This is a genomic window from Acetoanaerobium noterae, assembly GCF_900168025.1.
Taxonomy (GTDB): domain Bacteria; phylum Bacillota; class Clostridia; order Peptostreptococcales; family Filifactoraceae; genus Acetoanaerobium; species Acetoanaerobium noterae.
Genome location: NZ_FUYN01000001.1, coordinates 83,351 through 103,850 on the forward strand (window position 1 = coordinate 83,351; position 20,500 = coordinate 103,850).

The following is a 20,500-nucleotide window of genomic DNA, read 5'->3' on the forward strand; positions in this document are numbered from 1 at the left end:
ATAAACCTCCAAAATTATTTTTTGCTATCTAAATAGCCCTGTAATATATGTACAGCTGCTGCTGTATCAATCAACTTTTTTTCTTTTGCTTTAGCTAGCTTCATATGACTTAAGCTTTGCTTAGCCATTTTGCTAGTCAATCTTTCGTCACAATATATTATTTCTATATTACTATTAGTTTTTTCTAAAAGCAACTGTGAAAAATCTCTAGTTCTTTTAGCTTGTATACCTTCAGTTGAATCCATATTCTTAGGTAATCCTACAACCACTTGCTTTATATCTTCTTTTTGTATGATTTCAGCTATCTCATTTATTGCATCCTTAGTGGACTTTCTAGTCAAGGTATAAAGTGGCTGTGCCATCATCCCAAGCAAATCACTAACAGCTATTCCAATTCTTTTATCTCCTATATCAAGACCTAAAATTCTTCTCATCAACTACCCCTTCTAGATTATTTTTATGCAAAACTCCTTACATCTAGGAGCACAGTAAGAACATAAAACGCATCTTTCTTTATCTACTACAGCTTTTCCATTTATAACATTAATTGCATTTTGTTTACATACCTTTTCACATTCCCTGCATCCAATACACCAATCTGAAATTATTAGCTGTCTATTTTGAGCTCTTAGATTTTCTTTGAGCTTTTCTGGAATGATTTCGTTACTGAATCTCATAAAATTCGCATCAATCTCAAATGTAGATTGCATTCCAATGGCTATAGAATCAATCTCATCAACTGATAAAACATAATCTAAAGCCTCATCGTAATTTTTAATAAGATTACCTCCACCCAGTGGCTTCATCGAGTAAATTCCAACACCTTTATTCCTTGCCGTTTTGATTGCTGAAAGCATTTCTGAAGCGCTTCCATCTAATATTCCAATTCCGCTTTTATTAAAAAGTGGATGAATTACATCGATAAAATCATATTTTAGAGAAGCAAGTACGCAATTAATACTATGAGTTGATACCCCAAATGTTCTGATGTATCCCTTTTCTTTAGCCCTAACAAAAAATTCTGCTGCCTCTATATGTCCTCTTAAGGTATGCTCACTTTCTTGTTCGTGAAGTAAAAACCCATCAATATAGTCAGTGTTTAGTTCTTTTAGAGCTTTAGCTAGACTATCTTCTGCAGTTTTAGAATCATAGGCATAGGATTTTGTAAATATGTTCACCGAATCTCTAGGTCTATTTATTAGGGACTCTTTAATTTGAGCATAGTTATCATAAAGCTCTGCAGTATCTAAAAAATTTATTCCTTTATCATATGCATAAGATAAAAGATTTGCTCCTTCCCTCACAGAATAATTTTTCTGAAGAGGGCCTAATGTAAGGGTTCCAAAACAAATTTTAGAAACCTTAATTCCACTTTTTCCTAAAATATTATACTCCATAAATTTACCTTCTATTTTTTCAAGAAATTAATATCATCACTGTTATTTAATAAAAGAACTAGCATAGGCACAACAACATAGCTTATGCTTGTTGCTGCAGCTACAACACCAGAATCGTTAACCATAAATCCAACTACACTTCCCACCAATATAGCTATCCATCCATTAGCTATATATGGATGCTTTTGACATAACTTTTTTAACACTCCAAATGGCTTATAAAATAGCATTACCATTAGTATTATCGCTAGAATAAGCACCCTACTCCACATGGAAGCTGAAATAAGCTGTATATTCATAGATATTTTACGTATGATTATTTGCAGTATTGCTGATGGTCCAGTATTTATTATAGTGAGTATGGTGTTCGCTAAATGGCTTCTATTTTCGTTGTTGAAATCCATCCATGCCATAAAAGATACAATTAAAACTATTGCCACAAAAATTCCTATGATTTTTTTTATATCAATTTTAACGCCATTGGATTTTAATATTAAAAATAAAAATGCTGCAGATATAGTAATTGTTCCTCCTACATTTGCTCCCATCATTGGATTCCCCATTATAAACACCACTGCTAAAGCAAAAGGTAGTAAAATAATATTTTTAAACCCAAATTTTTCAAAGAATATGCTAATTGTTATAAGAGAAGCTCCAACTAAAACACCCATATATTCATTACCTATACCATAAAATCTTGCTCCTATAATTGGATCATATCCAAGCAAAGAGTTTTTTATTAGAAACTGATTAAATACAGCCATATCAAATAAGAGAATTATTGTTGTAAGTCCACTCAAAATAGCTATGGTATTTAAATCATTTTTTATTAACTTTGAAATTATAGCATAGCCTCCTGTTAAAAACAGTAAGCCAATTATAAGAGAATAAATTACATCAGCAAATTTAAAAATAGGAATTATTAAAATCACTAGTGGGATTAATAAAGTAATTCTAAGAATAAATTTCACTGCTCTTATAATTATCTTAGGAACTTTAGCATAAAATAATCCAATTATCAAAGTCAAAATCCATACACACATTTCAAAAACTGCGTAAGTGTAAAGTACTGGAATTCTTACACTTGAAAGAGAAACTATTTTTTGATTCTCTGCTTCTAAAAAAGTCCACGGGTTTTCATATTGCTTTTCAACTATGGGCTTTCCAGAAATCTCAGGATTAATTAATTCGAATCTATTATTTATATATGCTGAGATATCTATATTTGATATAACTCCATCTCTTCTTGTAGATGCCGAGGTTAATACTCCCAAACCTTCTTCATTCTCATTCAAAATATAAACCGGAGATAGTCTATATCCTTCTTTGTAATTTTCTAAGCTTGGAAAAGGACTTACAACCATGAGCGAATCATTTTTAGAAAGCTCATTTTCTACATTTGATATAAAGGAATCTATTCTATTAATGAGCGTACCTTTATATTCTTCATATGCAGAATCTGTCATCATTTTTTTATATTCATCTAGTCTATAGCTATCACCTAGCTCTATAACTACAATATCTGATGACTTATATTGCTCTCTAAATGAAATCAGCAGTTTATCATAGTCAGTTCTAATGCTATATGGCGCTTCATAATCTACTATATTAACATCATCTATATTTCCAGAATTTATTCTTCCGAAAGTGTCCATGGCTATAGCACCAGAAAAAAGAAGAGGCTCTTCTTTATCTGAGTTACCAATAACTGATATTTTCAAATCATTTTTTTTCGCAATTTCACCTAGGTTCCCTGGTATAGCTCCAAAATCAGATTCTGAATTGGTCTGAATTAATGTATTTATATTCAAATTCGAAATTTTGCTAGGTTCTTCTTTTGTTGTAAACTTATAATGGTTCGATTTTGCTACATCTGAATAATCAAAAAAAGTCAAGTCCTTATTCAATACATAAGATTTTCTTCCCCATCCTATGCTTGCATAAGAACTTGCATCATTTGTACCCTTTGCCCCTCTGATATTCATCAACCCGATATAGCCTTGATTAGATTCACCAATAGAGTTAATTGATTTGAAATCTTCTAAATCAAGCCTATTTGCCGTGATAATAATTAGCTTTTCATTTTTAGGTGCTTTATTTTCAGCAAAAACTAAGCTTTGAGCAAATACTTGAATTAAAAAAACAAACAATATAATACTAATTATCTTTTTATTTTTCATAAAATTATTTTCCCTCTAGATATTCCCTAATTATAGTTTCTAGTAATTCGTCTCTTTCATATTTCCTTATTATTGTTCTGGCATTTTTATGACTAGTTATATAGGTTGGATCTCCAGAAAGCATATACCCTACAAGCTGATTTACTGGGTTGTAGCCTTTTTCTTTTAACGCTTCATATACAAAATTAACTACTTCCTTTTCGTCCATTTTCTCTTCGTCTTTTTTATGCTCAAACTTCATAGTAAAATCCATATTATCGTTCATTATTTCTCCTCCTCTACAACTATCTATGTTAGATATGATATTATATAAAACAAATTAAATCAAGTATAAAGGAGCCATAAAGGCTCCTTTATATTCTAAAATCTATCTAATTTAAGAATTTATAAAAGTTTTTAGTATCGTCTCAGATTGCTTCATAGCCTCGCTCAATTTCGAGATATCTTTACCACCAGCTTGAGCCATGTTAGGTTTTCCACCACCGCCGCCGCCTGTTAGTGAAGATACTTCTTTTATGAATTTTCCAGCATGAACACCTTTTTGAAGTGCACCTTTTGATACCATACAAACAAAAGAAATTTTATTTTCAAAATAGCTGCTTAGTAGTACAACAGAATTTTCTATTTTATCAATTACATTTTCTGCTGCATTTCTAAGTGTTTCATCATCTAAATCTTCAAATGAGCTATATACATATTTAATACCCTCAATATCTTTAGCTCCCTCTAAAATTTCATTAATCTGATTCTTTGCAATTTCTGATTTTAGCTTTGAAAGTTCTTTTTGAGCTGTCTTATAATCTTCAATAGTTTGAGATAGTTTAATTACTAGGTTGTCTTCATTTGATTTTACTAAAGATTTTATCTCATCAAGAACTGCTTCTTTTTCCAATAAATATTGATATACATTACTTCCTGTAATTGCTTCAATTCTTCTTACTCCAGAAGCAATTCCAGATTCAGAAAGAATTTTAAACATACCGATATCAGAAGAATTGCTCACATGCGTTCCTCCGCAAAGCTCAGTAGAAAATTCTCCTACAGAAACAACTCTTACATTATCTTCATACTTCTCATCAAATAAAGCCATAGCACCAGATTTCTTTGCTTCTTCTATATTCATTACCTCTACTTTAACTGGATAAGCTTTAAATATAGCTTCATTCACCATATTTTCAATTTGACTTAATTGCTCAGAAGTAATAGGTTCAAAATGAGTAAAATCGAATCTTAATCTAGTATCAGAAACCAAAGAACCTGCTTGATGTATGTGAGCCCCTAATACCACCCTTAAAGCTTTATGCAAAAGATGAGTACAAGTGTGGTTTCTTTGAGTAGACTTTCTTAGCTTTTCATCGACTACTAATTCACATTTATCCGAAAGCTTAGCTTCTCCTGATACAACTTCTACCCTATGGATAAATAGTCCATTATGAGATTTTTGGACATCCTTAACTTCAGCCACAAAATTTTCACTTTTTACAATCCCTTTATCAGCTACTTGTCCACCTGATTCTGCATAAAAAGGAGTTTTTTCAAAAACCAGTTCTCCTGCTTGCCCCTCTGATAAGATATCTATTTTCTGGTTATCATATATGATATCTTTAATTTGAGCCGATGTTTCAAGTTCATCATATCCAATAAATTCATTTTTTTCTATAGAAAAAGTAAGTGTGTCAGCAGTTTCCTTCCATCCCTCTACTCCTTTATCTGTCCTTGCAGAGCGAGCTCTTTCTTTTTGCTTTTGCATTTCAGCTTTGAATCCATCCTCATCAACCTTTAGTCCATATTCCTCAACAATTTCAAATGTCAATTCTATAGGGAATCCATAAGTGTCATATAATCTAAATGCATCTTCTCCACTTAAAACAGCTTTAGATTCTGACTTAATTTTATCCATATACTCTTTTAAAATAACCATACCTTGATCTAAGGTTTCGGAAAATTTTTCTTCTTCAACTGTTAATATTTTTTTGATATACTCTTTTTTCTCCACTAAATCTAGATATGCCTCGCCATAATTTTCTATTACAGTTTCCATAAGTTTAACTAGAAAGTTATTTTTTATTCCTAATAATCTTCCATGTCTTGCAGCTCTTCTTATTAACCTTCTTAGCACATAGCCTCTACCTTCATTCGAAGGAAGAACTCCATCTGAAATCAAGAAAGTCACTGCTCTAGAATGGTCAGTAATCAATCTAATGGAAACATCTGTTTCAGTCGATTTTCCATATTCTTTGCCTGACAACTCGCATACATTGTCTCTGATGCTTTTCATAGTGTCTATGTCAAAAATACTATCTACGCCCTGCATGATGCATGCCATTCTTTCTAATCCCATACCAGTATCGATATTTGGATTTGGAAGAGGGTTATAGTTTCCATCTTCATCTTTATTAAACTGGGTAAAAACTAAATTCCAAAATTCTAAAAATCTATCGCAGTCACATCCTGGTTTACAATCAGGGTCAGAACATCCAAATTCTTTTCCTCTATCTATATATATTTCTGAGCACGGACCACAAGGACCTGTTCCTGTTCCTATCTCCCAAAAATTATCTTCCTTTCCAAGTCTAACAATTCTTTCTTTAGGGACATTTATATCCTTTTCCCATATATCAAAGGCCTCATCATCTTCTAAATACACTGTAACCCATAAATCATCTGGATTTAGCTCTAAATCTTTTGTAACAAACTCCCAAGCCCATGCAATAGCTTCTTTTTTGAAATAATCTCCAAAAGAAAAATTTCCAAGCATTTCAAAAAAAGTAGCATGTCTAGCAGTTTTTCCAACGTTTTCGATATCTCCTGTTCTAACACACTTTTGACAGGTAGCCATTCTCTTATTAGGCGGAGTCTCTATCCCCATAAAATAATTTTTCATTGGAGCCATGCCCGCATTTATAAGCAAAAGACTTTTATCATTTTCTGGTACTAAAGAAAAGCTACTTCTAGAATAATGATCTTTCGAACGAAAAAAACTAAGGTACATTTCTCTAATTTCATTTACCCCTAAATTCTTCAAATCATAACCTCCTCAATCAAATTAAAATCAAAATAAAAAACCCCGTTCCTATGATATCTATTATATCACAGGGACGAGGTTAAATCGCGGTACCACCCTAATTGCCAATTGGCCACTTAATCTAACTGTAACGTAGTTAACGTGACTATTTATTAGACAGTCAGGCTCAAAGTCAGCTTCAAGTAATAATAACCTAGGGACTTTCAGCATATGTCCCCTCTCTGTAAGGCAATTAAGCTACTTTACTATTCTTATCATAGCCGTTTGGTATTAAAATTATATTGATACAATTATATAGCCTTGGACTACAAAAATCAATATTAATCTTCTTCTATATCATCATGATGATCGTGATCATCATCAAACTCAACATCAGTTAATCCTTCAATAGTTAAATTATTCTTTAGCGCATAGTCTTGAAGAGCTTTCTTTATTGCTTGCTCTGCTAAAACTGAGCAGTGCATTTTTACTGGCGGAAGACCATCCAAAGCTTCTGCAACTGCTTTGTTTGTTAAATTTAAAGCTTCCTGAACAGTCTTGCCTTTAATCATTTCTGTAGCCATACTAGAGCTTGCTATGGCTGAGCCACATCCATAAGTTTTAAATTTTACATCCTGAATTACATTATCCTCTACTTTAAGATATATTTTCATTATATCTCCACATTTGGCATTCCCAACTTCTCCAACACCATCTGCACCTTCAATTTCTCCAACATTTCTAGGATTTGTAAAATGGTCCATAACTTTATCGCTATACATTAACTGATTCTCCCTTCAAAAAATCTTCATATAATGGTGACATTCTTCTAAGTCTATCTATAATCGGCGGAAGCTTCTCAATTACGTAATCAATTTCTTCTTCCGTTGTAAAATCAGATAAGCTAAGTCGTAAAGAGCCATGCGCTATCTCATGAGTAAGTCCAAGTGCCATAAGCACATGAGAAGGGTCCAGTGAACCAGATGTACAAGCTGAACCACTCGAGCCTGCTATACCAACTAAATCTAAGCTCAGAAGCAAAGCCTCACCCTCTATAAACTTAAAGCAAAAGCTTGCAGTTCCAGGCAGCCTATTTTCTCTGCTTCCAGTTACAATAGTATGAGGTATTTCATTTAAAATTCCATTCATGAGTCTTTCTCTTAAATTAGTAAGCTTAGAAATATGGCTCTCCAAATTGTCATTTGCAATTTCACAAGCTTTTCCAAGACCTATAATCCCAGGTACATTTTCTGTTCCAGCTCTTTTTTTACGCTCCTGCGCTCCACCATGGATTAAATTGTCTAGCTTAACTCCATTTTTAATATAAAGAGCACCTATTCCTTTAGGTCCATAAATTTTATGAGCTGAAAGTGATAGCATATCTATATTAAGTTCTTTTACATCAATTTTTATATTTCCAACTGCCTGTACTGCATCTGTATGGAAAACAATCCCTTTTTCTTTACAAATTTGGCCGATTTCTCTTATAGGCTGAATTGTTCCAATTTCGTTGTTGGCAAACATTATACTAACTAAAATTGTATCATCCCTTAGATTACTTTTAAAATTATCTAAATCTACTAAGCCATCCTTGTTTACATCTAAATAAGTGATTTGAAATCCATGCTCTTTTTCTAAGTATTCACAAGTGTGAAGCACAGCATGGTGCTCAATTTTAGTTGTTATTATATGTTTACCTTTATTCATCAATTTAAAAGCTGCACCTTTAATTGCCCAGTTATCTGATTCAGATCCCCCAGCTGTAAAATATATTTCATTGCTTGTAGCACCTAATAACTTTGCTACTTTTTCTCTAGCTTCATCTACAGGCTTTCTAACCTCTCTGCCAAAGAAATGTATACTAGATGGGTTCCCATAATTATTTGTAAAGTAAGGTATCATAGCATCTAGAACTTCTTTTTTAACCGGAGTAGTCGCTGCATTGTCAAGATAAACTCTTTTTTGCTCCATAAATCACATCTCCTTAAAATTATTTTTGCTACTTTTTAGTTTATGATCTAAAACCATATCTTTTAACGTTACAGAATCTATAACACTATCTACACTATCTTTAATTCTTTGCCAAACTACCTTGGTAACGCAAAAGTCAGAGTTCTCACAATCAGCATCTTCTTCTAAAACACAATCAGATGGAGCCATAGGCCCTTCTAAAGCTCTAAGCACTTGACCTACTGTGATTTGTGAGGAAGGCTTGCTAAGATAATAACCACCTTGAGCTCCTCTTACACTTTTCACTAAACCTGATTTTTTTAATATAGCAAAGATTTGTTCTAAGTACTGCTCTGAAAGTCCATTCTTGTCTGCAATATACTTTAATGAAAGTGGAAGATTTTCCTCTTCCTTTAAGGCTAATTCAAAAATGGCTTTAAGTCCATATCTTCCTTTCGTTGATAGTTTCACGTTTATAACCTCTTTTCATAATCCCTAGTCATTTACTATGAATTAATTTTATTATAGCTTAGTGTCTTTTCTTTGTCAATCAAAAGACAATCAATTATTTTTTAATATCTTTCCAATAATTTTTAATGCTAGTTTCGAATTTATTTTTTTGCGATTGGTAATATACTCTGCTTTTTATTGCGTCTGGTAGATATTGTTGCACAACATAATTATTCTCATAATTATGTGGATACTTATAATCTATTCCTCTATCCAAATTCTGCGCTCCTAAATAATGTGCATCCTTTAAATGAAGAGGTATATCTCCTACTGAAAACTTTTCTAAATCATCCATAGCGCTATCAATTGCTTTAATAACGGAATTGGATTTAGGCGATGTTGCTAATAGTATAACTGCTTGAGCAAGAGGTATCCTCGCTTCTGGAAATCCTAAATGAAGAGCACTATCAACGCAGTTTTTTATTATAGTTATAGCATTAGGATAAGCTAGTCCAATATCCTCTGAAGCAATCACAAGCAACCTTCTGCAAATAGATTTCAAATCACCTGATTTAATAAGCCGAGCTAAATAGTGAAGTGAGGCATCTGTATCGCTACCTCTTATTGATTTTTGGAATGCGCTTAAAATATCGTAGTGACTATCTCCACTTATATCATACATAAGCTGCTTTGATATATTTAGCTTCTTCAAAAGCTCAATACTAATGTTGATTTCATTTTCATCTTCATATAACTGCAAAATAAGTTCTATTAAATTAACTGCTTTTCTCATATCTCCATCTGCATAATGAGCGATATTATCTAAGGCAATATCATCAATCTTAATTTTGTAAGTGTCATTTTTTAAAGATGCAATAAGAACCTGCACCCCTTTTTTTATATCCTTATGCTCTAAGGCTTTAAACTCAAGCACAAAGCATCTACTAAGCAGCGCTTTATATACATAGTGGTATGGATTTTCAGTGGTGCTAGCTATAAGAACAATGTCCCCTTTTTCAATATAATCTAAAAGAATTTGTTGCTGTTTTTTATTAAAATTTTGTATTTCATCTATATATATAATCTCTTTACTGTCAAGAGTTTGAAGCTTAGAGTCCTTTAATATTTCTTTTACTTCTTCAGTTTTAGTATAGGTTGCATTTAACATGTGTATAGATTTATTGCAGGAATTTGCAATAATATTTGCTACACTTGTTTTTCCAACTCCAGGCGGGCCATAAAATATCATATTTGGTATTATATTATTCTCTATAGCCCTATAGATTACCCCGTCAGACCCTGTCAAATGCTCTTGTCCAACTATTTCATCAATTTTTTTAGGCCTTATCATATCTGCCAGTGGTTTTTTCATAAAGATAACTCCTCGTAATAATAATATAAATTATTATAACTCTTTTAATATGGTTATGGATAAAATTAAGTATTTGAATAATAAGCTAAACGATTAATCAATCAAATATAATTTACTAATCCTTAATCAATTTTATACATAAAAAAACCCGGACAAATAGCCGGGCTGTAATTACTAATGCTTATTCTTTTTAAGTTCATCAAGCAGCTTGTCATTTAGAATCTTAATATGAGTACCCTTCATTCCAAGAGAACGGGATTCAATTACACCAGCACTTTCAAATTTTCTAAGTGCATTTACTATAACAGAACGAGTAATTCCAACTCTGTCAGCTATTTTACTAGCAACTAGAAGCCCTTCATCTCCATTAAGTTCATTAAAGATGTGCTCAACAGCTTCAAGCTCTGAATATGATAGTGTATTAATAGCCATTTGAACAACAGCTTTGCTTCTCATTTCGTCTTCTAATTCTTCGCTTCTAGCTCTTAGAATTTCCAGACCAACAACAGTTGCACTATATTCAGCAAGTATCAAATCCTCATCAGAAAACTTACTTTCATATCTTGATAAAATAAGAGTTCCTAGTCTTTGTCCACTTCCCATTATAGGTACAATTGTTGCATATTTTTCATAGCTTTTTACGTCATCTTTGAAAACCTCTAAAAGCTTTTCTTGAGTTAAATTTGATATGGTTTCAAATATACGATTAACTGATTCAATATAGCTATCTGGTAGTCTTTCTTCTCCTGTTTTTTCATCAATAATAGTTGAACTGTCTGACATATGAGTAAGCTCAACTCCAAGAGCCTTTCCTTTAGAACTTACAATATATACATTGGCATTTAAAACGTCTTTTAATGTTTTGCTAAGCTCCGTAAATGATACTGGGTTTGAACCTGAATTTTGAAGAATCTTATTGATTTTTCTTGTTTTTTCTAATAATAAGCTTGACATCTTATTCTCTCCTTTATCGTTTCTACACAATTATTATATTAATGAATTATTTTTTATATTAGAGAATTTAGTATTATTTTTTGAATTTTTTAAATTTTCTAAAGTATTTTAATACCACAAAAAATATTATCACAACTTATGAAAATATTCAAGCTTTTTTACCTATTTTTCATAATCGCACTCTTTGTTTGAACATTTTATTTTTTCAGTGGTCTTAGTTTTAGCTATAACCAAGAAAGAATCACATTTAGGGCACTTTTCTCCATTTGGCCTATCCCAAGAAACAAATCTACATTTTGGAAAAGAAGAACATCCATAAAAAATTCTTCCCTTTTTTGTTTTTCTAATTATTACGTCGCCATCACTACATTCTGGACATTTAATTCCTATTCTCTCAAGTATAGGCTTAGTTCCTTTGCATTCAGGATAGTTTTTGCAAGCTATAAATTTGCCAAATCTTCCAAATTTAATTACCATTTCAGAGCCACATATGTCGCAGATTTCATCAGTTTTTTCTTCCAAAATAACCTTCTCTATATTTTCAACAGCTTTTTCAATAGATTCTTCTAGAGGAGAATAAAAATCCTTAACTATATTTTGCCATTCAATTTCTCCATCTTCTATCTTATCTAAATTGTTTTCCATATCAGCTGTAAATGTATAATCAACGATTTCTTTGAAATTTTCACTCATTATTTCTGTTACTATAAATCCTAGCTCAGTAGGAATCAAGCTATTGCCTTTTTTTTCTACATAATCTCTTTGTAGTATAGTTGAAATCGTTGGAGCGTACGTACTAGGTCTTCCTATTCCCAGCTCCTCTAAAGTCTTTACTAGGCTAGCCTCACTATATCGCGCAGGAGGCTGAGTAAAATGCTGTTTTGGGTCTATCTTCTTTACTGGAAAAACACTTTCTTCTTTCATATCTGGTAAAATGGTCTCTTCTTGAGAGCTAAAACTATATACTTTCATAAAACCATCGAATTTCAGCTTTGAACCACTTGTTTTAAAAATATACTTGTCTATTGATGCACTTATATTTTGCGAATCATATATTGCATCTGCCATCATTGTCGCGATAAATCTTTCCCAGATTAATTTATATAGTTTAAACTGCTCTTTAGAAAGTGAATCTTCTATGTCTTCTGGTGCTAAGTCTACATATGAAGGTCTAATACATTCATGTGCATCTTGAATTTTCTTTTTTGATTTAGAATTATTTTGATACTTTTTGAAATAGTCTTTTCCATATTTATCATTAATATAGTTTTTTGCATTTTCCTGAGCCTCATCCGATATTCTAAAGGAATCGGTTCTGATATATGTTATAAGACCAAGACTTCCCTTGCCTTTTATATCTACGCCTTCATAAAGCTGCTGAGCTACTATCATCGTCTTTTTTGTAGTAAAAGACAATTTGCCTGATGCTTCTTGCTGAAGTGAGCTTGTAGTAAAAGGTTTTGGCGCGCTTCTCTTTCTTTCCTTTTTTTCTACAGCTTTTATCACTAAATCTTTATTTTTAATTGATTTTAAAATTAAATCTACTTCATCTTTACTATGCAATTCTATTTTACCTTTTTCATCACCATAAAACTTAAAGTCAACTTTATTTTTCTTGTCGATTTGAGTTATTGCATCAATAGACCAATACTCTTCAGGCTCAAAAGCATTAATTTCATTTTCTCTATCACAAATTAGCTTAGTAGCGACAGACTGAACTCTACCAGCACTTAAGCCTTTTCTGATTTTAGCCCATAAAATCGGGCTGATTTTGTAACCCACCAATCTATCTACTACTCTCCTAGCTTGCTGAGCATCTACAAGAGGTCTATCTATTTTCCTAGGATGCTTGATAGCTTTTTTTATTGCATCCTTTGTTATTTCATTGAATTCAATTCTTATAGGTTCTTCTTCATTTAGCCCTAGTAGATAAGCAAGATGCCACGAAATAGCCTCTCCCTCTCTATCAGGGTCAGTTGCCAGATATACCTTGTCAGATTTTTTTGCTTGCTTTTTTAATTCGTTTACTACGCTTCCTTTTCCCCTTATTGTGATGTACTGTGGCTCAAAATCATTTTCTACATCAACACCCAATTTGCTTTTTGGCAAATCTCGAATATGTCCTACAGAAGCCTTAACCGTATAGTTTTTGCCTAGAAATTTTCCAATTGTCTTAGCTTTCGCAGGTGATTCTACGATAACCAAATTTTTTCCCATTATTTCACCTCAAATATTTTATCTGGTTGCTTATATATAATATAAATAAAACAATTTGCTTAAAAAAACGATACGAATCTATTTATATATTTAAAATTCAATTTTGTCAAATAAAAACAAATTTGATTCATATACTAACCTTAATCTTAATTAGCTGTAATCAGCATTAGAAGTATAATATTATATTTTTTTAAAAGATAATATTCTGAATTTTGAATGCTTTATGGATTATATATTAAATAATGAATTATTTCAATACACATTATGTTTTTATACTCGCTATATGTCCATCATAATTAATAAATGACTTTATATCCAAGATATTGAGAATTCCTGTTACATCTTTAATATTTAGTGAAGTATGAATTGATATCATATCAGCAGTACATATTCCCTTACTTTGAATACAACCATATATAGTTCTTTCTATCTCAGAAAGAGATCTCATATCTTTACTGCCTGTCACCACATTTCCATAATTCATTCCATAAGCTTCTAAAATATCATTTACACAGGTTACTAGTTGTGCTCCTTGCTTTATTAGGTTGTTTGTACCAATACTAGAAACAGAGTCAATGCTTCCTGGTACTGCAAAAATATTTTTTCCCTGCTCCAATCCAAAATCTGCAGTAATGAGTGTTCCACTTTTCATTCCAGCTTCAATTATCAATATCCCATCCGACAATCCACTTACAATTCTATTTCTGTAAGCAAAATTCGCAGGAATAATAGGGCTTAAATCAGAATACTCACTTATCACCAAACCTCCTGAATCAATCACAGTTTGCATCAACTTAGAATTGGTTTTGGGATATGGCTTCGTTATCGATGAGCCTAGTACACATATAGTTTTTCCATCACTTTCTAAGGCTCCTTGGTGAGCAAATTTATCAATACCAGAGGCCATCCCGCTAATTACACAAAACCCATTAGAAGCAAGTTCTTTTGAGAATTTATTTGCCGCCCATATCCCATAATTTGATGGTTTTCTCGTTCCTACTATAGCTATTGATAGAGACCCTATATTATCTAAATTTCCCTTGTAATATAATAGTCTTGGAGCTTGTGCTATCTCTCTTAGCTTTTGAGGAAATTTATCATCAAAGTATGTCAAATAATTCAAATTATTTTTTTCAATATAGTTTTCTATTTGAATAAAATAATCATATTTAGAGGAATATAACTCATTATCAACTATAGATGAATTAATAGAATCGTTCATTTCTTCAATACTCGGAATCTTATTATCTTCTTCAATAGTAGAATCTATATAAGCAAGTCTTTCAATTGAGAGTTTCTTAAATAATGATAAAAATAACTTTTTTCGGCTCATAGTCAATCCTTTCAGTGAAAATTTTGAAAATTTCGTATTTTAAAATCGTTTTAATCCCAATACTTATGAAATGTTTTCCTGAAATTCAGAGCTTCTGCTATATGATTTATATTAATTAATTCACTTGAATCCAAATCTGCAATAGTACGAGATACTTTTAAAATCCTATGATAGCTTCTTGCTGTCAAATTGCTCTGTTTAAAAGCTGCCTCAAGCAAGCTTTTTGCTTCCTTTGATAGTATGCAATATTTTGTTATTTGCCTAGAATTCATTTGACTATTGTAATTAATTTTCAAGGATTTAAATCTATTTTTTTGAATTTCAACTGCTTTTTCTACCCTTTTCTTAATTGTAGCTGAGTCCTCCTCATCAATTTCCACTACTAAATCCTCATAGGGAATAGGAGAAGTTTCGACAAAAATATCCATTCTATCCAAAATAGGAGTTGAGGCTCTAGATAGATATGTTTTTATCTTATTATCGTTGCAGCTGCAAGCCTTTGATTGATTCAAAAAGTTTCCGCAAGGACATGGATTCATTGCCGCAATCAAAATAAAGTCCGAAGGATAAGTATATTTATTATTTAATCTTGAAATTGAAACCTTTTTGTCTTCTAGTGGTTGCCTAAGGCCCTCTACTAATTTTTTATCAAATTCTAGAAACTCATCCATAAATAATACACCATTATGAGATAACACTACTTCTCCAGGATTGCTATTGTGCCCTCCCCCTATAAGCGAGGCATAGGTTATTGTATGATGAGGTTGTCTAAATGGTCTTTTCCTCATTTTAATTTCTGATGGAATATGACCTAAAAAGCTATAAATTTGGCTTACTTGAATAAATTCCTCATTATTAAGCTCTGGCATTATAGTGTTAAATCTTGCTGCTATCATTGTCTTGCCAGAGCCAGGTGGTCCTATCATAAGCAAATTATGAAATCCAGCAGCCGATATTTCTGCTGCTCTTTTTACTAATTGGCAGCCTTTCACATCTTTAAAATCAAGAAGATTATCAGGCTCTTCGTGGTTTTTTTCATTTAAATTAATTTCATATTCTATTGATTTCTTCTCCACCAAATAATCATAAACTTCTTTTAGGGTTTTTAGAGGTAATATCTCTATACCTGGAATCATAGAGGCTTCATTAAAATTTTCAAAAGGGATAATAACCTTTTTTATTTTGGAGTTTTTTAGTAACCCAAGGATTAATGCAGTACATGCCTTTATAGGTTTTAATTTTCCATCTAGTGACAGCTCTCCTATAAAAGCAATATCTTCAAACTTTTCTTCAGCTATATTTTCGACTTCTCTTAGAATGGCTAAAGCAATAGCTAAGTCATAGTGAGAGCCTTCCTTTTTTATATCAGCTGGAGATAAATTGACTATAATTTTTTTATTTGGATATCTAAAGCCACTGTTGCACACTGCTGATTTAATTCTCTCTTTTGATTCTTTAACTGCTGCATTTGGCAAGCCTACTAAAGAAAACCCTGGTAAGCCTTTGGTCATATCAGCTTCTACTTCCACTATATAACCTTCTATTCCAGATGTTCCTGCAGAAATAATTTTAAAAAACATATCCGCCCCCTTAAAAGCAACCAATGATATGATTGATATTTTTAGTATCAAAATATATTTCAACAACGTCAAATGATATTTCTTCATATATTAGGTTAGTTTGGTTTAGGTAAACCTCGGCTGCCAATCTAATTTTATTTTGTTTCCTAGCATCAACAGCTTCATGCGCATATCCAAAATCTATTGTGGTTCTAGCCTTCACCTCAATAAAATTCACTATATTATTTTTATAGGCAATAATATCAATTTCTGCCGCCTTTATTGCAAAATTTCTATCTAGTATCTCAAATCCACAGTTTTTGAGATAGTTTACTGCAATATCTTCTCCTAGTTTTCCTTTTGAGTAATTATTGGATTTCATCAGCATCAACTCCTGCAATAAAAGCTAAAATTTGCGCCACAGCTTCATATAGCTCTTCTGGAATAAATGAATCAATTTCCATTGCACTTAGCTGACCTGCTAGTTTTTCATCTTGATATACAGGTATATCGTTCTCCCTTGCTTTTTCAATTATTCGTTTAGCTACTTCTCCTTGCCCTTTTCCTACAATTTTTGGGGCTATAAACTCATTCATATCGTATCTTAATGCAACAGCAGTTTCCTTGCCTTTAATTTTTCTTTTCATAAATCACACCCAAGTTTCAAAAGATTTTGAGTCAATATTTTTATACACCACATCATCTAGGATTTGCGAGACATTGACATTTTGAATTTCTGTTGACAATAAAACACCTGTAAATCCTATAGAATTTAATCGTTCTTTCAGTATAGGGATAGCCTTTTTAAATTTATCTTCGACTTCTTTGCTTTTTGTAGCTATATTAACAGAAATATTGTTCATATCTTTGTAGTTTAACATCGCTTTAACATTCCCTAGCTTGTGAGTTTCAATTGAAAATGCAACAGTTATTCCTTCTTCTCTAGTCTTACTTTTCTTATTTTTTTTCATATAATACTGAGCTATATTTTCATATTTATCAATCTGAAAAGGAACAACTTGATAGAAGATATTCTTCGACAAATCCTTTAAAAGCTCTAATTTCGGCATAATTTCCTTTTCTAACTTTGTAGCTTCTTTTGAGCCCGGCTCCAGTGAAGCTAATATCTTCTCAAACTCAGATTCTATTTTATTTAAGTCTAGTTTTATATCCTCTGATCCAAGCTTAGTTTTTAAATCTAGTTTTTTTACGACCATATCCACTAAATCAGGCTGCTGTTGGATTTTCATGCTATCATTTTCTTTATCTGATAATTTATTTAAAGCATTATCTTTACCCAAGATATCGTCCTTAGGTTTGAAAGCTAATTCTTTAAATAAGTCCTCTTGAGCTTTTGGAGCTATATTACTCGCTTCTAAAGCTTTTCCTTCCTCTGACTTCGTATTTAAATTTAATTGCACATTTTTATTATCTATTACTAAGGCTTTTATATCTAAAATATCTATATCCTTATCAGCAATTTTTTGCTCTATATTAGCCATCGCCTTTAAATTCTTGGGATTCACTTCTAAATTCAAGCTTTTTAGTATGATAATATCTTTTAATCCTAATTCTTTCGGTAAGGCTGATTGCTTAGATGAATTATTGACAGCAGTAGCTTCTTTACCGTCTTGGAACAGCCTAACAATATTATCTAACGGCATATCCTCTTGCTCTGCTGATAGCTCTCCTTGTAGATTTTGAAGCATTTTAAGTGATAAGGATAAATCCTTAACTTCCTTAAAGCTATCTATTGTAACTGGGATTCCAGACTTAATCATTTGTCTTACTATTTCTTTATTTTCTGAATTAACAGTTTTTCCAAGCTTAGTCAGTAAATCTTCGACCTTTAAGTCCTTGATAAGATTCTGCTTTTTTTCATCTAGTTGAGGTTTTAAAAAGATTTGACCTTCTTCATTAAATAATACAGTAAATAGCATCTCTTCCCCGATGAAATTTTCCATTGGAATAGTAGTGTTCGCAACAAATTCTTTACCAGTTGACGTTTGAATAAGTACCATATTTTGGTTTACATCAATTACTCTACCCCTTACGTTTTCTCCTCTATTATTAAATTCAAAAGAATCAATATTACTCTTATTAAGTATTAGTTCTGGGCGTATACTGTTAGAACCTATATCTATTCTCAAAATATCACCTTTTTCTTAATATATATTCTTCAAGAAGCTTAATCTATGAATCGGCGTAATTCCATATTTATTTATAGCTTCAATGTGTTCTTTAGTCCCATAGCCCTTATGTTTATCAAATCCATACTGGGGATAAATCTCTGCATATTGCTTCATAATTCTATCTCTTGTTACTTTTGCTAGAATACTAGCACATGCAATACTTATAGATTTTGAATCTCCTTGAACTATACATCTTTGAGGATGATTTATATCAGTTATTTGCTGATTACCATCTACAATAATAAAATCCGGTCTTTGTGATGCCATTGCAATAGAACGCTTCATAGCTAGAAAGGTTGCATTTAGTATATTATATTCATCTATTTCATTGCTATCTGAAATTCCAATTCCATATACAATATCAGAGTTTAAGATAGTGTCAAAAATCCTATCTCTATTTTTTTCGCTGACTTTTTTTGAATCGTCAATTCCATCAATCATAGGATTTTTATCTAAAATAACACAAGCTGAAACTACTGGTCCAGCAAGGGGCCCTCTTCCAGCTTCATCAACTCCTCCAATTTTTTTATAGCCTTCAGCAAATAGCGATTCTTCAATAATAAACATATTTTTTAAGCGCTCTTCTTCTTTTCTAACAGCATCCAATTTTTTTGATAAAGACATCGCAATTTTCTTTACTGATTCTCTTTTATCTTTAGATAAAATATTTATATAACTCAAATATTGTTCGTAGCTACTAGTTTGCACTATATCTTTGATTTCTTTTACACTTAAGTTTTCCATAATATACCTCATTTTTTAGTCTTATAACAATATTATCAATAAAAACCAATAAAAAAAAGCCTCACTTTAATTAAGGCTTATCTTATTTATACAAATATTAAATTGATTTAGGTGTTTCAAGTGTTATTGTCCCTAGCTTTCCTGCTCTAAACTCCATTAGTAATGAAGACGATAGTCTAAAATAATCCACTTGATTTCCAGGTAGGATATATCCCCTTTTAAAAGCTATAAAATCTGCTATTTCTATAGCCTCCATATCGCTTATATCTTTATCAAGATCAAATCTTTCAGTGAAAATTTGAGGTTTAATTTCTTTTAGGTACTTAATTAGTTCCATAGCTATTTCTTCAATTTCCATAACTTGATCTTTTATAGAACCAAGAAAAGCAAGTTTCATAGCTACACTTTGATCTTCAATCTTAGGCCATAGGACTCCTGGAGTATCTAAAAGCTCTAAATCTCCTTTTAATTTAACCCACTGCTTGCCTTTTGTAACTCCTGGTCTATCACCAGTTTGAGCACTTTTCTTTCCAACTATTCTATTTATAATAGAAGACTTTCCAACATTGGGAATACCTACTACCATTACTCTTAATGCTCTTTTTCTCCTGCCTTTGCTTTCTAGCTTCTTATATAAGTCCTTGGATTTATTATTTAAAGATGCCAGCAATTCGTTAAGTCCCTTACCAGTTAAGGAATTTATCATAGCAGATTCATGACCTTTTGTCTTATAGTACTCAATCCATTGCTGTGTCTTATTAGGATCAGCTAGGTCTTCCTTATTTAATACTACGACCTTTGGTAAGTTTTTTACCATGTCGTCAATATCAGGATTGCTTGTGCTGTATGGCGCTCTAGCATCTACGATTTCTAAAACTACATCTACTAATTTAATATTTTCTAAAATTTGTTCTTTAGTTTTCTTCATATGTCCAGGATACCAGTTTATATTCAAATCAGAATCCTGAGAACTAGATTTATTAGCTTCATCCGCCTTTAAATCTTTTACCTTGTTATTTTTCGTGCTAGGCTTGCGTGATGATTTTATAACAGGCTTGTTCACTTTACTATTACTTTTTTTCATGTTATCCCTCATCTCAAAGCTTTTTGTATATACAATAAAAAGGACTGAATAAACAGTCCCTTTA

Annotated in this window: 18 protein-coding genes and 1 other annotated feature; all 18 genes read right to left on the reverse strand. The window is 31.8% G+C overall.

Going from position 1 to position 20,500, the window contains the following annotated elements; all coding sequences use genetic code 11:
• Nucleotides 1–14: 14 nt before the first annotated feature.
• Nucleotides 15–434, reverse strand: coding sequence for a Holliday junction resolvase RuvX (ruvX, locus tag B5X47_RS00430; protein WP_079588256.1), 420 nt, complete (start codon nt 432–434; stop codon nt 15–17).
• 12 nt (nt 435–446) lie between these two features.
• Entirely contained in the window at nt 447–1,397 is a 951-nt protein-coding gene (locus B5X47_RS00435; protein WP_079588257.1) for an aldo/keto reductase, read from the reverse strand.
• An 11-nt stretch (nt 1,398–1,408) separates the two neighbouring features.
• On the reverse strand, nt 1,409–3,577 hold the full coding sequence (locus tag B5X47_RS00440) for a hypothetical protein (RefSeq protein WP_079588258.1): 2,169 nt from the start codon (nt 3,575–3,577) through the stop codon (nt 1,409–1,411).
• 4 nt (nt 3,578–3,581) lie between these two features.
• The gene (locus tag B5X47_RS00445; RefSeq protein WP_013361703.1) at nt 3,582–3,842 is read right to left on the reverse strand and encodes an IreB family regulatory phosphoprotein; all 261 of its coding nucleotides are present in this window, start codon (nt 3,840–3,842) and stop codon (nt 3,582–3,584) included.
• 111 nt (nt 3,843–3,953) lie between these two features.
• The gene (gene alaS / locus B5X47_RS00450) at nt 3,954–6,602 is read right to left on the reverse strand and encodes an alanine--tRNA ligase (protein ID WP_079588259.1); all 2,649 of its coding nucleotides are present in this window, start codon (nt 6,600–6,602) and stop codon (nt 3,954–3,956) included.
• A gap of 66 nt (nt 6,603–6,668) precedes the next feature.
• Nucleotides 6,669–6,869 (reverse strand) — a binding site (T-box leader).
• Between the two features lie 53 nt (nt 6,870–6,922).
• Entirely contained in the window at nt 6,923–7,363 is a 441-nt protein-coding gene (gene nifU, locus B5X47_RS00455; protein WP_041487150.1) for a Fe-S cluster assembly scaffold protein NifU, read from the reverse strand.
• On the reverse strand, nt 7,356–8,552 hold the full coding sequence (gene nifS, locus B5X47_RS00460; RefSeq protein WP_079588260.1) for a cysteine desulfurase NifS: 1,197 nt from the start codon (nt 8,550–8,552) through the stop codon (nt 7,356–7,358). Before nifS ends, nifU begins: the two co-directional genes overlap by 8 nt.
• 3 nt (nt 8,553–8,555) lie before the next feature.
• On the reverse strand, nt 8,556–9,002 hold the full coding sequence (locus B5X47_RS00465; RefSeq protein ID WP_013361708.1) for an RrF2 family transcriptional regulator: 447 nt from the start codon (nt 9,000–9,002) through the stop codon (nt 8,556–8,558).
• A 94-nt stretch (nt 9,003–9,096) separates the two neighbouring features.
• The gene (locus B5X47_RS00470) at nt 9,097–10,353 is read right to left on the reverse strand and encodes a replication-associated recombination protein A (protein ID WP_079588261.1); all 1,257 of its coding nucleotides are present in this window, start codon (nt 10,351–10,353) and stop codon (nt 9,097–9,099) included.
• A 174-nt stretch (nt 10,354–10,527) separates the two neighbouring features.
• Nucleotides 10,528–11,307 (reverse strand): GTP-sensing pleiotropic transcriptional regulator CodY, encoded by a 780-nt coding sequence (gene codY / locus B5X47_RS00475; RefSeq protein ID WP_013361710.1) that lies wholly within the window; start codon nt 11,305–11,307, stop codon nt 10,528–10,530.
• 162 nt (nt 11,308–11,469) lie between these two features.
• Nucleotides 11,470–13,524: a type I DNA topoisomerase gene (gene topA / locus B5X47_RS00480; RefSeq protein WP_079588262.1), complete on the reverse strand. Its 2,055-nt coding sequence runs from the start codon at nt 13,522–13,524 to the stop codon at nt 11,470–11,472.
• A 262-nt stretch (nt 13,525–13,786) separates the two neighbouring features.
• Nucleotides 13,787–14,857: a DNA-processing protein DprA gene (gene dprA, locus B5X47_RS00485; RefSeq protein WP_079588263.1), complete on the reverse strand. Its 1,071-nt coding sequence runs from the start codon at nt 14,855–14,857 to the stop codon at nt 13,787–13,789.
• Nucleotides 14,858–14,907: 50 nt separating this feature from the next.
• Entirely contained in the window at nt 14,908–16,437 is a 1,530-nt protein-coding gene (locus B5X47_RS00490) for a YifB family Mg chelatase-like AAA ATPase (protein WP_079588264.1), read from the reverse strand.
• Between the two features lie 10 nt (nt 16,438–16,447).
• On the reverse strand, nt 16,448–16,798 hold the full coding sequence (locus B5X47_RS00495; RefSeq protein ID WP_079588265.1) for a YraN family protein: 351 nt from the start codon (nt 16,796–16,798) through the stop codon (nt 16,448–16,450).
• Nucleotides 16,785–17,063: an EscU/YscU/HrcU family type III secretion system export apparatus switch protein gene (locus tag B5X47_RS00500; protein ID WP_079588266.1), complete on the reverse strand. Its 279-nt coding sequence runs from the start codon at nt 17,061–17,063 to the stop codon at nt 16,785–16,787. Before B5X47_RS00500 ends, B5X47_RS00495 begins: the two co-directional genes overlap by 14 nt.
• 3 nt (nt 17,064–17,066) lie before the next feature.
• Entirely contained in the window at nt 17,067–18,566 is a 1,500-nt protein-coding gene (locus B5X47_RS00505; RefSeq protein WP_079588267.1) for a DUF6240 domain-containing protein, read from the reverse strand.
• A 15-nt stretch (nt 18,567–18,581) separates the two neighbouring features.
• Nucleotides 18,582–19,352, reverse strand: coding sequence for a ribonuclease HII (locus tag B5X47_RS00510; protein ID WP_079588268.1), 771 nt, complete (start codon nt 19,350–19,352; stop codon nt 18,582–18,584).
• Between the two features lie 97 nt (nt 19,353–19,449).
• Nucleotides 19,450–20,436: a ribosome biogenesis GTPase YlqF gene (gene ylqF / locus B5X47_RS00515; RefSeq protein ID WP_079588269.1), complete on the reverse strand. Its 987-nt coding sequence runs from the start codon at nt 20,434–20,436 to the stop codon at nt 19,450–19,452.
• Nucleotides 20,437–20,500 lie beyond the last annotated feature (64 nt).

What these genes read in the sequence shown, in the direction of transcription:
- B5X47_RS00490 (WP_079588264.1), bottom strand. Translation starts at nt 16,437, where the DNA reads ATGTTTTTTAAAATTATTTCTGCAGGAACATCTGGAATAGAAGGTTAT.
- codY (WP_013361710.1), bottom strand. Translation starts at nt 11,307, where the DNA reads ATGTCAAGCTTATTATTAGAAAAAACAAGAAAAATCAATAAGATTCTT.
- B5X47_RS00500 (WP_079588266.1), bottom strand. Translation starts at nt 17,063, where the DNA reads ATGAAAAGAAAAATTAAAGGCAAGGAAACTGCTGTTGCATTAAGATAC.
- B5X47_RS00495 (WP_079588265.1), bottom strand. Translation starts at nt 16,798, where the DNA reads ATGAAATCCAATAATTACTCAAAAGGAAAACTAGGAGAAGATATTGCA.
- B5X47_RS00510 (WP_079588268.1), bottom strand. Translation starts at nt 19,352, where the DNA reads ATGGAAAACTTAAGTGTAAAAGAAATCAAAGATATAGTGCAAACTAGT.
- topA (WP_079588262.1), bottom strand. Translation starts at nt 13,524, where the DNA reads ATGGGAAAAAATTTGGTTATCGTAGAATCACCTGCGAAAGCTAAGACA.
- dprA (WP_079588263.1), bottom strand. Translation starts at nt 14,857, where the DNA reads ATGAGCCGAAAAAAGTTATTTTTATCATTATTTAAGAAACTCTCAATT.
- nifU (WP_041487150.1), bottom strand. Translation starts at nt 7,363, where the DNA reads ATGTATAGCGATAAAGTTATGGACCATTTTACAAATCCTAGAAATGTT.
- B5X47_RS00435 (WP_079588257.1), bottom strand. Translation starts at nt 1,397, where the DNA reads ATGGAGTATAATATTTTAGGAAAAAGTGGAATTAAGGTTTCTAAAATT.
- ylqF (WP_079588269.1), bottom strand. Translation starts at nt 20,436, where the DNA reads ATGAAAAAAAGTAATAGTAAAGTGAACAAGCCTGTTATAAAATCATCA.
- nifS (WP_079588260.1), bottom strand. Translation starts at nt 8,552, where the DNA reads ATGGAGCAAAAAAGAGTTTATCTTGACAATGCAGCGACTACTCCGGTT.
- B5X47_RS00470 (WP_079588261.1), bottom strand. Translation starts at nt 10,353, where the DNA reads ATGAAAAAACCACTGGCAGATATGATAAGGCCTAAAAAAATTGATGAA.
- ruvX (WP_079588256.1), bottom strand. Translation starts at nt 434, where the DNA reads ATGAGAAGAATTTTAGGTCTTGATATAGGAGATAAAAGAATTGGAATA.
- B5X47_RS00445 (WP_013361703.1), bottom strand. Translation starts at nt 3,842, where the DNA reads ATGAACGATAATATGGATTTTACTATGAAGTTTGAGCATAAAAAAGAC.
- B5X47_RS00440 (WP_079588258.1), bottom strand. Translation starts at nt 3,577, where the DNA reads ATGAAAAATAAAAAGATAATTAGTATTATATTGTTTGTTTTTTTAATT.